The sequence below is a fragment of the Clostridium sp. UBA5712 genome (genome assembly GCF_002419845.1).
GTDB lineage: Bacteria > Bacillota > Clostridia > Clostridiales > Clostridiaceae > Clostridium_J > Clostridium_J sulfidigenes.
In genome coordinates this window covers 53,633-69,412 of record NZ_DIGW01000011.1, presented here as the reverse complement: position 1 = coordinate 69,412, position 15,780 = coordinate 53,633, and the positions used below count along the sequence as shown (strand labels likewise).

At 29.9% G+C, this 15,780-nt stretch carries 17 protein-coding genes and 1 other annotated feature; of the genes, 14 read left to right on the top strand and 3 right to left on the bottom strand.

What is annotated here, in order from left to right; translation table 11 throughout:
* Window positions 1-205 precede the first annotated feature (205 nt).
* The 3 genes from B3B03_RS06585 to B3B03_RS06575 all read right to left on the bottom strand — a co-directional run bounded on the left by B3B03_RS06585 (window position 206) and on the right by B3B03_RS06575 (window position 2,312).
* Window positions 206-691: a hypothetical protein gene (locus tag B3B03_RS06585; RefSeq protein ID WP_346846812.1), complete on the bottom strand. Its 486-nt coding sequence runs from the start codon at window positions 689-691 to the stop codon at window positions 206-208.
* Between the two features lie 131 nt (window positions 692-822).
* On the bottom strand, window positions 823-1,614 hold the full coding sequence (locus B3B03_RS06580; protein ID WP_346876781.1) for a CPBP family intramembrane glutamic endopeptidase: 792 nt from the start codon (window positions 1,612-1,614) through the stop codon (window positions 823-825).
* Between the two features lie 227 nt (window positions 1,615-1,841).
* Window positions 1,842-2,312: a hypothetical protein gene (locus tag B3B03_RS06575; protein ID WP_346846814.1), complete on the bottom strand. Its 471-nt coding sequence runs from the start codon at window positions 2,310-2,312 to the stop codon at window positions 1,842-1,844.
* 387 nt (window positions 2,313-2,699) lie between these two features.
* Between B3B03_RS06575 and B3B03_RS06570 the strand changes: the two genes are divergently transcribed.
* From B3B03_RS06570 to B3B03_RS06505, 14 genes are all read left to right on the top strand, one after another.
* The gene (locus tag B3B03_RS06570; RefSeq protein WP_346876780.1) at window positions 2,700-3,188 is read left to right on the top strand and encodes a topology modulation protein; all 489 of its coding nucleotides are present in this window, start codon (window positions 2,700-2,702) and stop codon (window positions 3,186-3,188) included.
* Window positions 3,189-3,309: 121 nt separating this feature from the next.
* A complete protein-coding gene (locus B3B03_RS06565; protein ID WP_346876779.1) occupies window positions 3,310-4,068 on the top strand; it encodes an APH(3') family aminoglycoside O-phosphotransferase in 759 nt (252 codons plus the stop codon).
* 73 nt (window positions 4,069-4,141) lie between these two features.
* Window positions 4,142-4,525, top strand: a complete 384-nt coding sequence (locus B3B03_RS06560; RefSeq protein ID WP_346876778.1) for a hypothetical protein — start codon at window positions 4,142-4,144, stop codon at window positions 4,523-4,525.
* 64 nt (window positions 4,526-4,589) lie between these two features.
* Entirely contained in the window at window positions 4,590-5,159 is a 570-nt protein-coding gene (locus B3B03_RS06555) for a GNAT family protein (RefSeq protein WP_346876777.1), read from the top strand.
* Between the two features lie 201 nt (window positions 5,160-5,360).
* The gene (locus B3B03_RS06550; protein ID WP_346876776.1) at window positions 5,361-5,783 is read left to right on the top strand and encodes a hypothetical protein; all 423 of its coding nucleotides are present in this window, start codon (window positions 5,361-5,363) and stop codon (window positions 5,781-5,783) included.
* On the top strand, window positions 5,780-6,484 hold the full coding sequence (locus B3B03_RS06545) for a DUF4037 domain-containing protein (protein WP_346877180.1): 705 nt from the start codon (window positions 5,780-5,782) through the stop codon (window positions 6,482-6,484). Before B3B03_RS06550 ends, B3B03_RS06545 begins: the two co-directional genes overlap by 4 nt.
* Before the next feature lie 223 nt (window positions 6,485-6,707).
* A complete protein-coding gene (locus B3B03_RS06540; protein WP_346876775.1) occupies window positions 6,708-7,166 on the top strand; it encodes a GNAT family N-acetyltransferase in 459 nt (152 codons plus the stop codon).
* Between the two features lie 843 nt (window positions 7,167-8,009).
* Window positions 8,010-8,296, top strand: a binding site (T-box leader).
* Between the two features lie 49 nt (window positions 8,297-8,345).
* Complete coding sequence (gene pheS, locus B3B03_RS06535) at window positions 8,346-9,353, top strand: phenylalanine--tRNA ligase subunit alpha (RefSeq protein WP_346876774.1); 1,008 nt, start codon at window positions 8,346-8,348, stop codon at window positions 9,351-9,353.
* 18 nt (window positions 9,354-9,371) lie between these two features.
* On the top strand, window positions 9,372-11,396 hold the full coding sequence (pheT, locus tag B3B03_RS06530; protein ID WP_346876773.1) for a phenylalanine--tRNA ligase subunit beta: 2,025 nt from the start codon (window positions 9,372-9,374) through the stop codon (window positions 11,394-11,396).
* Window positions 11,397-11,755: 359 nt separating this feature from the next.
* Window positions 11,756-12,382 carry a TetR/AcrR family transcriptional regulator gene (locus tag B3B03_RS06525; RefSeq protein WP_346876772.1) on the top strand — a complete coding sequence of 209 codons (627 nt, stop codon included), beginning with the start codon at window positions 11,756-11,758 and terminating at the stop codon, window positions 12,380-12,382.
* A gap of 13 nt (window positions 12,383-12,395) precedes the next feature.
* Window positions 12,396-13,199 carry an alpha/beta hydrolase gene (locus B3B03_RS06520; RefSeq protein WP_346876771.1) on the top strand — a complete coding sequence of 268 codons (804 nt, stop codon included), beginning with the start codon at window positions 12,396-12,398 and terminating at the stop codon, window positions 13,197-13,199.
* A gap of 275 nt (window positions 13,200-13,474) precedes the next feature.
* Window positions 13,475-14,299, top strand: a complete 825-nt coding sequence (locus B3B03_RS06515) for a GNAT family N-acetyltransferase (protein ID WP_346876770.1) — start codon at window positions 13,475-13,477, stop codon at window positions 14,297-14,299.
* 259 nt (window positions 14,300-14,558) lie between these two features.
* Window positions 14,559-14,786, top strand: coding sequence for a hypothetical protein (locus B3B03_RS06510; protein ID WP_035131546.1), 228 nt, complete (start codon window positions 14,559-14,561; stop codon window positions 14,784-14,786).
* A 220-nt stretch (window positions 14,787-15,006) separates the two neighbouring features.
* Window positions 15,007-15,666, top strand: a complete 660-nt coding sequence (locus B3B03_RS06505; RefSeq protein ID WP_346876769.1) for a UDP-N-acetylglucosamine pyrophosphorylase — start codon at window positions 15,007-15,009, stop codon at window positions 15,664-15,666.
* Window positions 15,667-15,780: the final 114 nt, after the last annotated feature.

Sequence of the window (15,780 nt, the reverse complement as noted above, 5' to 3'; positions counted from 1 at the left end):
AGAAAAACTATATTAAATGGTTAACTCAATATTTGCTGATTTTTCATAAAATAATAAATTAGATTTTAATTATATTGCGAACTAAAAATACCGTATATTCAGTTTTGAATAGTACGGTATTTTCATAAAATATTTGATTTTATTTTTAGTGAGCTATTTATATCTTTTACAGCTTTACATTTCAATTACTTCACTGTAACTTTCATTACAAGTTGGAGGTTGATTTTAATTTAATGGGTATAAACGCTTCCATTTGTGCCCATCCTTGTGCTTTTATAATCTCTGGTGGTGTAATAATATGTCCCATACCATAATGATTTTGACGGATATCCAGTTCGAAAATATCAGAATTCTTAATATATTCCAAGGCTTGATTATATAACTTACCACGTGTTTCTTCATCTCCATCTTTGAAGAAATAAGTTACATAGTACCCGCCTTCAAAATCAACAATTTCGTTACTGCCATCATCCATATCATCACTCAATGCCCACCACCATACTAGGCCTTGTTTTTCTTCATCAAAACATAAAAAGTCTCTGGGCATAAAACTATCTCGTTCACATAGATTAATTGCAGAAAAATACTTATTGAACTTTCCTAAAATACCGTCAGGGGAAAAGTTAAATTCTTTATCTATCCCAGATGATGCTGCTTTGAATGGTGGCAATGATATTATCCTAAAATCCATAAAAATACCTCCCGTTATTTTTTATCAACTGATTTAAACACGCTTACTTTGACCATATTATAACATATTTCCCAACACCGTACTATTCAATTTTCAAAGAAAAGTTTGTATAAGGATGCAGGGTTGTACTATTACACTATACTTTTGTTGTACATCACAACAGTTACAATTGAAACAACAATAATCATAGTATTTGCCACAACAGTTCCTAACCAAGTCATAGTCATGGTGCCAAAGATGGGGGATGCTGCATTAAACATGGTATGGAATAATACACACATAAACACACAGCCTTTTCCCGATATTTTGTAGATTGCTCCATTAAAAAAACGAAACGCCATGAGTTGAACTGCAAACATCCAAAAGTTAATGAGTCCCTCTCCATGATTAGTCCCCGGAATAAAAAAGAGAGGAATATGCCAAAAAATCCAAACTATACCTGTAAAAATGGAAGAAAAAACAAAGCCATAATCTTTGTCAAGCTCAGGCTGCAATATGTACATCCAGCCAGCTTCTTCCAAGCCACCGATAATAAGCCCCCCAGGTAGAGAAAGGAAGAACGTATAAAACGGAAGCACCATTTCCGTATGGCCTGAAACTGCAATATGTATCAAAAAATACAGTGCAAGCCCTGCAACAACGAACAAATAGAGGGAAATTTTATTTTTAAAATAAAAAACAGTTTTCAACCATTCCTTAAAATCTGCTATTTTGTTATTCTTCTTCAGAACGACGTATGAAGCAATAGCGGGTGACAAAATATAGATTGCAAAAGGAATGTTCATACCGAATTGCTGTAACGAGTGAACCCAATTGTAAACCGAGTATCCGAACTGCCCAAGAATAATCAAAGCACCTGACACAATATAGGCTATGCAAAATGTCAGCATCGTAAATTGTACTATAATTTTTTTATCTGTCATGATTTCTTCACCTCACATTTTGAAGTATCCATTGAATTTTAATGGATGGATGATTCTACTTGAAATATTTAATGAATTTATTAATAATGATATTTTGAAAAATTAGGTTACACTTGCTTATATTCATATATAATTATTTTATAGGTGATGTGTAATTATAATGAATTGTATTTATTTGAAATTACTCCTCTATATACTATAAAATGGGGACTTATCCCGCATTACAATTAATTTTTGACAGTATCTACAACTATTTCTATTGCTTTCTTAACAAAATTTATTTTTCTTTCACTAATTACTTCTCCGCTATAGGATATTATTATATCAGATATGGCTATTTGATTTTCTTTCGTAGCATCCTCAGAACCCATTAGAGTCAACCATTTTATATCTATATCTGATTTAGAAATCTTCTTATCATATTTAATTATATATTGCATATCATCAAAAAACTGTGAATTTGAACTTGAATTTACAATGATAGAATTATCTGATTTTTGAAATACTTGTACCACAAAAAATACTTTATCTTTCTCCAAACTAACATAGTTTTCGTTTGGAGATTCTTTCGATTCATATATTAATTCTGAATTATCTACAGATATATTTGATGAATAATCTTTGCTTACAGATGAACATCCTGTTATCATGGCACACACAATTAATATAAAGCAAGTTAATAATGCGTTTTTCCTCATTACCAATCCTCCTTACTTCTAGCTCAATGACTCCCATTTATCCAGTACAATTCGATACTATTATAACATATCTTACCAATAAAGTACTATTCAATTTTCAAAGATCAAACTTTCTTAATTAGTTCCCAATATCTACATATGACGAGGGTAAATTTCACTTTAAAATTAAAATGATTCTGATTGAAATATTTAATAAATTTATTAATACTGATATTTTGAAAAATTAGATTATACTTGCTTATATTCATGTATAATTATTTTATAGGTTATGTGTAATTATAATAAATTGATCGAAGGAGATTAAGAAATATGAAACTGAATAATTTCTTTAGACATGCCCCATTAATAATAGGTATTGGATTATTTATATTTTAGGAAGTGATAGTATTGAGTATATTAGGATACAATCGCATTATTATTGTTGGTAATAATGGTAGTGGAAAAAGTTTTTTATCTAAAGAATTGTCTGTTATCACGGGTTTGCCACTTATTCATCTTGATGTTGAGTTTTGGCATCCTAATTGGGAACAACCACCGAGAGAAGAATGGATAAAGAAGCAAATGGAACTTACATCAAAGGTAAAATGGATAATTGAGGGAAATCATACTGGCACAATGGAATTGCGATTTAAAGCAGCAGATTTAATAATATTTCTTGATATAAATCGTTTCATATGTTTGGTTAGTGTATTAACAAGAAATGGTAAAAAGCGTTCGGATATACCCCAATATCTTGAAGAAAAACTTGATAAGGAGTTTTTACGTCTTTGTAAAGGCTTATGGAGTTTCTCTAAAACACGTAAACATACTATAATGAATTTACATAAAAAATATCCTAATAAACCGTTTTGGGTTATTGATAGCAGAAAAAAATGAAAAAGTTGTTAAAACTATGGAGAGATGAAAAAATAAATATATCAACAGAATCACAATAATAGGTTTAAATGAATATGGAAAGCCAGATATTTATATAGAAAAAGGATTGGTGGGAAAATATATGTATTTACCAAATAAGTTAGAAAAAATACTTGCAGGTATGCACTTTGAAGTAGATAAAGAAGGTATGTCGAAAGCAAAAGTAATTAAGTGCTTTGATATGGATAAATCTTATTATTTAAAGATAGAAAAAGTTAATGATGAAGTGATCAGAGAATATGAGATGTACCAGTGGTTGTATGGAAAACTATCAGTACCAAAAGTGATTTATCGTGTGATAGAAAATGACATTTCTTATATGCTGATAGAGAATGCAAAAGGTCAGATGCTAGAAGATGAAGCATATAGAAAAAATCCAGATAGATTAGTTCATTTAGCAGCTATTGGTATAAAGAAATTGCAGAGTGTTGATATCACAGAATGTAATTTTAACAGTAGAATAGAGGAAAAATTAGAAAAAGCAAAATACAGGATTGATCATAATTTAATAGGAAGAGTGGATAGAAATAAATATACGGAAGGCCTTGAAACATCTAGGGATGTATTTAATTATCTCCTAAGGAATAAGCCAGTAGAACAATTAGTGTTTACACATGGAGACTATTGTTTTAACAACTATTTTACAGATGGTAAAGATATTACATCCTTTATAGATATGGGACGAGCAGGAGTTGGCGATCTATATCAAGATATTGCATTATGTGTTCGTGAATTAATGGATTTTGATTCAAGATATACAGATATGTTGTTTGAAGAATTAGAAATAAAACCTGATTATGCAAAAATAAAATACTATATTTTATTAGATGAGCTATTCTAATTATGTATAAATTGCGGAGTAGTAACTACAAAGCTGGGTTATCTTATGAATACAAGTATTAGGGGGGATAATGTTGGCGAAAATCAAATTGCAAGACTTAATAACAGTACTAAAAAGTGATGTAGTAAAGTATAATTCATGTATTGAAATTAACTTTTGTATTGATGATGACACAGAATATGAAGATTGCTGGCTTGGGAAAATGCCAGATAGAGATAACCCAGGTAAAGAAGTATACTGGTATGGATTAACATCAAATGACTTACAAGCCTATGATTATGCTAAATTAGAGGATATTTTAAATTCCAAAGTATTTCATGGCAAAAGTTTGTGTGATGTCATTGAAAAAATAACTTGGTATTCATTAGATGGATGTAGTATAGAGGAAAGATTACCAGATTACCTTGATGATTATTCAATAAAAGCAAAGAGGTCTGCACCTATATATGAAATATAAAGAGGTATTAGAATATTATATGAAATTAGATTAGCAGGGGAAAATGAAAAAGTGGGGGATAAGAATGGAAAATATAAATATAGAAAAACAATTACATCATCTATTAAAAGGAAAATCTATAGAACTTGTACCTGTAACTGAAGAATATATGGAGTTTATATGTAATGAAGAAAGTGATGAAGAATTATGGTGTTATGAGGAACATGTTGAGACTGACAAAAATCGTATTCGAAAGAAGTTTATTAAGCGAATTGAAGAAAATGATGTTTTTGATTTTATAGTTAAACGCAGTTCAGATGGGGTACAGATGGGAGTAGTTTATATATGGGAATGTATTACTTCACGTAAGAGCTGGGAAATTGGATATGTTATGCTGCCTGAGTTTCAAGGTAATGGTTATTGTTTAGAGAGTGTACAGATTTTGCTATCCTTTGCATTTAATGAATTGAAAGCTCATAAGGTATTAGGTATGTGCCATTGCGAAAATAAAAAATCTGCATCAATAATGGAAAAAGCAGGTATGTCAAAGCAGGGTGTATTTAGGGAAGAGTATCTATGTGGAGGTAAGTGGGTCGACCAATTCTATTTTAGTATGCTGGATCGAGAATATCATAATAATTATAAAGAAGGTTAATATATCACGACAGTATTTTTTATTTAATAACTCAAATTATAATAAACGTTATTCATACACTGACTAGAGCATCTCTTTATAGAGGTGCTTTTTGTATTTTAAAACATTTTATTGTAATTGGTCTATAATAAGTATTATAATTATGATTGTATATGAATAATTGTAAGATATTATTCACTAATTGATAAAAGGAGTAGGAATATGAGTGATATCTTTGTATGTAAAAGTGAGAATGAATTTATTCCAGGATTAAAATTAAATAAAGGATTTTACTTTGATATTATAAAACCACTAATAGATAAGCAATATCCGGATCTTCGATATGCAGCAGCGCTCGTTGGACATTGCTCAGATGTATTGGGGTTTGATGACTATAAATCCACTGACCATGTTTGGGGGCCCAGATTACAAATTTTTTTAGAGGAAGAAAACTTTAATGATGTAAAAACTAAGTTAGATACCCTCTTCAAATATAACCTACCCTTTGAATATAAGGGGTTTCCAACTAACTACAAGGCTGTCGAAGGATGGACTAATAATAGTTATATGCAATATAAGAATACATATCCTATTAACCATTTTGTAGAAATAAATACGGTAAATTCTTTTTTAACAATGATATAGTTGTTAATCAACATAGAGAAATAGATTTTAAGGACTGGATATCCTTCCCAATACAGCATCTACTAGAACTAACAAGTGGAGAAGTATTTTATGATGGAATTGGAGATTTAACTAAAGCAAGACAAGCTATTCAATTTTTCCCAAGGAATGTTTTGCTCTTACGTTTATTTATACTATGGAAATCAATTAATGAGGAACAAGCTTTTATAGGTAGATGTGCAGAAAAGGATGATAGAATAGGTGAAAGTATTATTACGAATAGAATAATAAATAAGCTAATGAAGATATGTTTTTATTATGAAAAAAAATATTATCCCTATAGCAAGTGGTTCGGAGTTGCTTTCAAAAGGCTTGAAATATCGAGTGCTATATCTGATTTAATAGAGACGGCGATAGCTTCACCTGAAAGAAAAGAACGGGAAGCAGCTTTATGTAACTTATACATTAAGATAATAGAGAAACATAATTCTATAGGCTTAACAAGTTATGTAGAACCTAAAATTATAAACTATTATAGTAGGGGTTATCTTGGTTTTGATTCAGAAATAATATTAAAAGAATTAAGCAGCGAAATTAACTGGAGTAATATAAAAGATATTGATTTACTATCGAGAATAGAATTGTTTGATGATTCTAATTTTGGATGTAATTATTCTATTAACAAAAGAATAGTTGAAGCGTCAGTAAATAGAAACAAATAATGTAAAGCAATAAACATAATATTTAAAATCGTAATCTTAATAGATTAGGTAATAAAATTTAATATAAATAACTACTGTAAAAAATTATAAGTATGATTATCTTATAAAGACAAGTACTGAGGGGAGAGTAATATCCCATAGTCTTTTTATAATTAAGAGGTGAAATTAATGATTTTATAATATTTAATAATAAATATGCTTTACCAAAATGGGGGGATAAAAAATGAATTTAGAATTTAAGGAATTTAAAATAGAACATATACGTGAAGTTAACAAGTGGCACTATGATGGAATTTATTCATTTTATGATATGCCATCAGAAGATGGTTTAAAGGAATTTTTAGCACCAGATAGCGAGGTAAGATATTTTGCCTGTTTTAATGGAGAAGATATGATAGGATTTTATTGCCACTGGTTAGAGGATGGACAAATGACCATAGGGTTAGGGATCAAACCTGAGTTAACGGGACAAGGCTTAGGCAAAGAATTTACCAGAGCATGCATTGAGTTTGGTATTAAAAGACTAAACTATAAAGGAAATAATGTTAAGCTAATGGTAGCATCCTTCAATGAAAGAGCAATAAAGATATATAAAAAGTTAGGTTTTAAAGAAACTGAAAGAAATGTATTGGAAACTTCTGATGGATATACGGAATTCATAATAATGGCTAAAAAACTGTAATATATTCTTGTATTTTTATAATTTGGTTACAATATTTTTATATTAGTTATAAGTCATGTGAGATATTAAAATGAAAAAAATATCCTTACCTATTTATATAAGGAAAAATGGATATAGAGAACTATTTAAATATAAAAATATGAACCTATTTAACTATGGATATATTTAACTATAAAACTAGTTGTTGTGTTCATGCGGCTTTCAGGGGTTATCTATTTTTGAAAGCGACATGAAATTGTTTATCAATAAATTAGTAGATTGAATTTACAAATGAATAATTGTAGGAGAAGACGTACTAGTCAATTGTCAGCTAGAATAATATTATCGGATATCAACGACGGGAATACTAGTAAAAATCAGATATCCCAACATTAGTTTTGTGTAACTGTGGGGAATGAAATGTTAGATGAAGTTCTTTCAGAGGGGGTCAAAGTATTCATTTTATTTAACAATATAATTTGATAAAGGTAAAATTGGGGTATATGTTACACACAAGTTAGAATGATTACTTTCGATAAGATGAACATTACCATAAATCACGTAGATTTTTTTAAAGAACTTTATGTAGAACCATACCTTAAATGACTTGGAATTTTTGTATAGGAGTTAAATAAGGTTCGCCTCCACCAGTGAAACCCTCGACCGCATGTAGGTGGCTTAAAAAGCTGCTTACAGTCGGTTGTGTTTTTTGAATGATGAGGGTAGTTCCAGCAATAAATTTAATCATTATAAACATTATGAGTTTAACATATACAATTTAGTAATTGATGCGAATTAATCAGAATTTTAAAAAAATATTGACTTTAAAATATTATTATGTTAATATATTTGAAAATGAATATTGATATGACGATGATAGAGGAAAGTAAATTTATCTAAAGCTTACAGAGAGTAGGGGATGCTGAGAAACCTGCAGTGGAAGTTACTTTGAAGTTCCCTCTGGAGTTTTAAGCTGAAATTTTATTAGGTAAAACGGAGCTTTCACCGTTATAAGAAAGAGGATATCGGATTTCATTCCCGTATCTGTTTGAGATGTCAATTGTATTAGGTGTTCTGTAAACAGTATTAGAATATCAAATATGATTGATAAATAAGGTGGTACAGCGTGAGTTTAACCTCTCGTCCTTTTTAGGATGAGGGGTTTTTTAATTTTCAAAAAGTTAAAAGGAGAGGATTAAAATGGCAGAGTCAATTAACCAATTAAAAGAAGTGGTAGTGAGAGCTTTTGAAGAAGTTAAAATTATGGAAGAGCTGGAATCATTGAGAATAAGATTTTTAGGTAAGAATGGAGAATTAACAAATATATTAAAGTCACTAAGCATCTTTAGTATTGAAGAAAGAAAGGCTATAGGTGTTGAAGGAAATAAGCTTAAAAACTACATTACAGAAAGAATATCAGAACTAAAAACTGACCTTGAAAACAGCAGCATGGAAAATAAATTTGATATAACCCTACCTGGCATGGAATTTGAGGAGGGAACTTATCATCCAATAACAATTGTTCAAAGGGATATTGAAGAAATTTTTAAGGGAATGGGTTTCATCATAGCTGATACCAATGAGGTTGAAACAGACTACTACAACTTTGAAGCTTTAAATATTCCTAAATATCATCCAGCTAGAGATATGCAGGATACCTATTGGCTAGAAAATGGTATGGTATTAAGGACTCAGACTTCAGCAGGACAGCAGCATATAATGGAGCAGTATTCTCCTCCAATCAAGGCTATTATTCCTGGAAGATGCTTCAGAAATGAAGATATTGATGCGTCCCATGAAAATACATTCTTCCAGCTTGAAGGTATTGTAATAGATGAGGGAATATCTGTGGCAAACCTCATTTATACTATGGAAACAATGTTAAGTAAAATATTTGAAAAGCAGATTACGGTGAGACTTAGACCAGGATATTTCCCGTTTGTAGAGCCAGGCTTTGAACTTGATATAAAATGTGAAATTTGCGGAGGAAAAGGATGTCCTACCTGCAAACATTCTGGATGGGTAGAATTACTGCCATGTGGAATGGTTCATCCAAATGTATTAAAGTATGGTGGCATTGACAGCGAAAAATACACAGGCTTTGCATTTGGTCTTGGACTTACAAGACTTGCAATGATGAAATACGGAGTACCAGATATCAGAGTTTTCAACTCTGGCAATTTGAAAATTATGAGGCAATTTAAATAAGTAATGGGGGTAAGAAAAATGAAGATATCATTAGATTGGATAAATGATTATGTGGAAATAAAAGATATAGATGTTGATTGGCTTGTAAGTAAATTCACAATCACTACTGCAGAGATAGAAGAAGTAAATTATATAGAGAATGACGTGATAATTGAAATAGATAATAAATCTTTAACCAATAGGCCAGATTTATGGTGCCATTATGGAATAGCAAGAGAAATTTCAGCAATCACAGGTAGAAAATTAAAAAGTATAGATTATATAAAGGAAGAGCAGCTAAGAGACAGTAGTAAAAAGACTTTAGAGGTCGATATTGAAGATAAAGAAAAGGTTTTGAGATATTCTGCAATTAAAATTGGTAATGTGAAGGCAAATAAATCGCCAGAGCTTATTGCTGATAGATTAAGTAACTGCGGCATTAGACCAATTAATATTATAGTAGATATTGCAAACTATGTTATGCTTGATATAGGTCAACCTCTTCATACTTTTAATAGTAGAGATATCCATTCTATTAGAGCAGCTAGCTTAAAGCAGTCAATACAGTTCGATACTTTAGATAATTCACAAAGAGATATTCCTAAAGATACATTAATGATATGCTATGAGGATAAGCCTTTAGCCATAGCAGGCATAATAGGAGGATATGAATCAGAGGTATGTGAAAATACAGAAGGAATAATCCTTGAATCTGCTACTTTTGATGGGGTAGCTGTAAGAAAAACTGCCTCATCCTTAGGTATTAGAACAGATGCAAGCGTGAGATATGAAAAGTTCTTAGATACCGCAATTACTATTGTTGCCATTGGGAGATTCTTGAAACTGCTTCAGAAGTATCAGCCTGAAATAGAAGTAGAAACATCGCTGTACGATAATGTTATTAATGAAGTAAAGTCTATAGATATTAGCATTGACCGTAAATATATAGAAACTTATTTAGGAAACAACATTGATAAGACTGTTGTGATGAATATACTAAAGAGTTTGGAGTTTGAGATAGAAGAGAAAGAGAATGTATATTATATAAAAGTGCCCACCTTCAGGTCAACAAAGGATATCACCTGCAAAGCAGATATAATAGAAGAAATTCTTAGAGTGTATGGCTATGATAATATAAAAGGCAGTCCTAATAAAGCAGAAGTAACTGCTGGTATAAAAGATCCTATAAAGGACATGGAGTATTTATTGAATGATATATTAGTGAAAAAATTTGACTTCAACGAGGTTCACTCCTACTCATGGTACGATAACAATTGGCTTAAGAGACTTGGCTATGAATATAAAAATACCTTGAAGATAGTGAATTCTGGAGTAAAGCAGTATGAAAGCCTTAGAAGCGATATACTGCCTAATTTACTCAAAATAATTTATGACAATAGAAAAAGCTTCGAGGAAATTAAAATCTTTGAAATAGGAAGAGTATTCAAAATGGATGATGGTAAATTAGCTCAACCTAAGCATTTGACAGCTGCAATTTACAGCAGCAAAGATGAGGAACAATTATATCGCTATACAAAGGGAATTAGCAGCTATTTATTAAAAACTGCGAAAAATATTGATGGAAAGTATATTCAAATAAAGGATGACTATAAGGAGCATTGCCTTAGCATAAGCTATAAAGATGTGAAATTAGGATATGTATATTCTATACCGTCCTCTACACTGAAATTATTCAGCAGCAAGCATACTATAAAGGTAATAGACATTAATTTGCAGATTCTTAGTACTGTAGAAAAAAATCTAATTAAATATGAAGCAATTTCCAAATATCCTGAAACTTATCTTGATTTCAGTATTTTAACTCCAATGAATACGCTTTATGATGATATAGAATCCCTAGTGAATAGATTCATCCACCCATTAATAATACAAACTAATTATATAGACACTTATTCAGGAAAAAATGTTCCAGATAACTTGAAGAGTACTACTATTAGAATGATTATTGGTGATAGTAATAGAACTTTACAAATTGAAGAGATTACTAAGGTAAAAGAGCTTTTTATTAATTATCTTAATGAAAATGGGTTACAACTTAGATAGTGGAATGGTTATACTACGTTAGAAAATAATTAGAGATAAGTTCACAGTTAGAATTGAAGTAGAGTAAAAATAAATAGTATCTAAGTTTTTTTGTAAACTAATTAGCAATCGTGGATTTGGGATGACATGTTTCACCTCCACCAATGAAACCCTCAACAAGTTGTTGTTGAGGGTTTTGTTATTGTGCGCCCAGCATGGGCAACAGCAAGTAGTAGCAAAATTTCGATAAATGAGTAGCAGGTATTTATAGTTAGTTTACAAATTTATTGAATATTAAATTTTAGGTCTTCTAAAAAACGGTCAGTAGGTTTAAAATAAAATTAATCTACTGACCGTTTTGGTCTATAAAGGAGAATACTATGAATCAATCATATTTTCAGTTACCATCATATAAACAAAAAAATTTGCTCAATTCTGGATACAAGCTATTCGCATTATATACGTATAAGAAAGCTTCAATGAATGCAATTGCTAGTGAAGCCGATATCTCCAAGTCGTTATTGTTTTATTATTTTAAAGACAAAAAGGAATACTACTTATTTTTATTTAATACCGCAATTAACTTTCTTGATGAACAGAAGGAAGAGAGTGTTAATAAAAAAATAAATGATTTTTTTCAACTAATCAATAAAACTGTGGAGCGTAGAATGAAAATGATTAATGACTATCCATATTTGTATAAGTTTGTCACAAAAGCGTATTATGAAAGCTTTGAAGAGATAAAGCTTGAGCTAGATAAAAGGAAAAAAATAATGCTGCAAACTGGGGAAGAGGAGATATTAAAGATTATCGATTATGATAAATTTAAAAATCCAAGTGATGTAAAGATATTGCTTGATATAGTTCTTTCTGCGGCAGAAGGGTTAATGCGTGGACTGGAAGATTTGGATATTTCAAAAATGCAGCAGAAGGTAAGTGAGTTTAAGGGTATGATGAATTCTTTGAAAAAATATTATTACAAGGAAGAATTCTTGATTAAACTATAAGGGGGAGTTCATTATGGAGGATAAAGTCACACATTTGGTATTTCAAAATTTGAATTGTGAGATTCATTACTGGTATAGAAAGGGAACAACAAATAAATGGGTGCTATTTTTTCATGGAGCAGGTGTTAATCATGAAATGTTCAATGAACAATTTAAGGCATTTGACGATACTTACAATTTAATTGCATGGGATTCTAGAGGGCACGGTTTATCTAAATTGGAGCAAGGGAAAAAATTTCAGTTTAAAGAAATGATTAGCGACTGCAAAAAATTATATGAAATTTATAATATTGATAAAGCGATTCTTATAGGACAATCAATGGGGGGAAATCTGGCTCAGGAAATATCTTATTATTATCCAGAACTAGTTGAGAAATCAGTGCTGATTGATTGTACCAAAAACACAGGTAAGCTCACATTTATGGAAAAGTGTTCACTGAAATGTACCAAGTTTATATTTAACTGCTATCCATGGAAGTTACTTATAAAACAGAGTGCCAATGCTTGTGGAAACAAAGCTAGTGTAAAGAAATACGTTAGGGATTGCTTTGAAAGGATAGATAAAAAAACCTTTATTGATATAATAACAGATTTAACAGGATGTCTTCACTATGATCCGGAATTTAAGTTTAAAAAACCTGTGTTGTTACTTTGTGGTTCAGATGACAAAACAGGCAATATTAAAAAAATTGCTGAGGCATGGGCAAAAGATGATAGCAATTGTACATTTTATTTTATTCATCATGCAGGGCATAACTCAAATCAAGATAATCCAGATATGGTTAATAAGTTGATTATTGACTTTGTAAATAATTAGTTATATTAGGAGTATAGTTGTTACATACATTTATATTTTCATTTTTAAAAATGCAAAACGCCAAATGGTAATTTGCGGTAGCTAATACTTATTATATCTTCAAGACAGATTCATGAGTTATGATAAATAATAAATTTTGCTTAAGCACGCCGATAGAACTGTTACGAGAACCGTACTATAAGTAGCTGTAGTTTTTTCTATAAATATGAGATAAATTTTATATTATTATTTTAATTGTCTGATACAAGAAATTTATGGACCTTTGGAGGGATAAAATGAGGTATATAGAAGATAAAAATTTTAAATATAAAGATGAACTGATAAAAGAATTAAGAGCTTATAATTTAAAACATATTGGCGAAAAAGATTTATCAACTGAATATTTTTATGCTATTGATGGTGAAAAATTGGTTGGAAGTGTATATATAAATTATTCTTGGGATTGGGTAAGTATTGGAAGTATGTTTTATGAGAACATTGATGTTTTAAAAAAGTTGATTTCAGAAGTTAGTCATTATTATAAAAATAAAGCAATAGGCATGAAATTATATACAGAAGTTGAATCTAGAGTAGAAGATTTTAAGTCTATTGGTTTTGATATTGGAGGAACTACAGAAAGGACACCAAGAACAACTAGATATTTTTATTTGAAGAATATTGATTTTGATATAAAAAGTAATTTACAGATACAAGTTATGGTTGTGACTGCAAAAGTAGATAAATATAATTCTATTTTATTAAATCGAATAGAAAAGTTTAATAGAGATAATAATATTTATCCAATGGAAGAAAGAAATATAATGTTTGTTGCATTAGATAATGATAAATTTGTTGGAGGAGTTCATGGGAGCATTACTGAAGATTCAATGTATATAGGTTGGCTTGTAGTTGATGAAGAATGTAAGGGAAATGGAATTGGTAAAAATCTTATGTGTAAAATAGAGGAAAAAGCAAAAGAGCTAAATGTTTATAGTATTAATCTAGGTACAGTAGAATTTCAAGCAGAAAAATTCTACGAAAAATTAGGATACAAGGTAGTTTTGGTAAAAGAGAATGATCCAAGAGGCTATAGATCATATAGTATGGTAAAAAAAATATAATTATAAAGAGTGAGGTGACCAATAAAAATAATTAATAGATGAAAAAAGGAGATCACTAACATGAAAAGTATATCAGTATTGCTAACTAATTAAGAAAGTTTGATCTTTGAAAATTGAATAGTATAGTATTTAAAATATTAATTACTAAATTTGTGAGATATATGGATGAATATTCAATATGATGTGGTATAATTTTCTTAAATTGATTCTAAGCCATATAAATTGTATTTATATTAGTATTACAGGGGGGAGAATATACATGATTGAGAAATATTTATTTATAATTATTGCATGTATTTATTACATTGTAGCATTAGCATTTTATTTCTTATTACTAACACCCAAACTTCAAAAAAGTTTAAAGAAAGCAAGTCCAATACAAATAAGATTAATAAAAATTATATATCTAATAGGTGTAACTGTAATATTTTTAGTACTTATTTATTTTCATTTCTATATATCTGGACAAATTTCTTTAAATATCTAGCAACTTAATAAAAGTTACAATTACTTAAAATATGGATATTAATTTCTGAATAGTATGATATTTTAAAATATATAATATGTATCATTATTATGTGAAAGGGGTAAAATATGGCTTTATATAAATTGCCGTTAGGTATTAGAATTACTAAAAATAATGAATATCCTAGTGGATTTGATGTGAAATCAATTAATTATTATAAAATATATTAAGGGGGATTATTATGGGGATTTCTGTTGATGAACTTTTTACATTGAGTGAATTATATGCACAAGCAATATTTTGTGGGATTAAGTATCCTTGGGAAGCTCTTACAGAAATTAAGGATTTCATTTTTGAATACGCAAAAAATCTGCCAAGCGATTTTGAAAGAATAAAGGAATTTGTATGGGTTGGAAAAGGCACTACTATAGAAAAAAGTGTTCTTATAAACGGTCCAGCGATTATCGGTTACAATTGCGAAATCAGGCATTCTGCTTACATTAGAGACAATGTTATCATTGGTAATGATGTTGTAATTGGAAACTCAACTGAAATTAAAAATTCAATCCTCTTTAATAAAGTGCAGGTTCCCCATTACAATTATGTTGGTGATTCAATATTAGGGTATAGAGCCCATTTGGGGGCAGGTGCAATAACCTCCAATTTAAAGTCTGATGGAACATTAGTAAAAGTAAAATATGGTACAGATATTGTTGAAACTGGTTTAAGGAAATTTGGTGCAATTGTAGGCGATTCATCTGAAGTAGGATGTAACTCAGTTTTAAACCCAGGGACAATAATAGGAAAAGATAGTATTGTTTATCCATTAAGTTCTGTAAGAGGCTATATTCCAGAGAATAGTATTTTGAAAAGTAATGGTGAAATTGTAGAGAGAAAATAAAGTCAAGGAATCAGGATATCGTATTAATTCAGAAGTGAATTTTACTGTGTTTTAATTCGTATTTTGTAGATATTGCGAAGTAGTGATACCTATTTAACAAACAGATAAACAGGA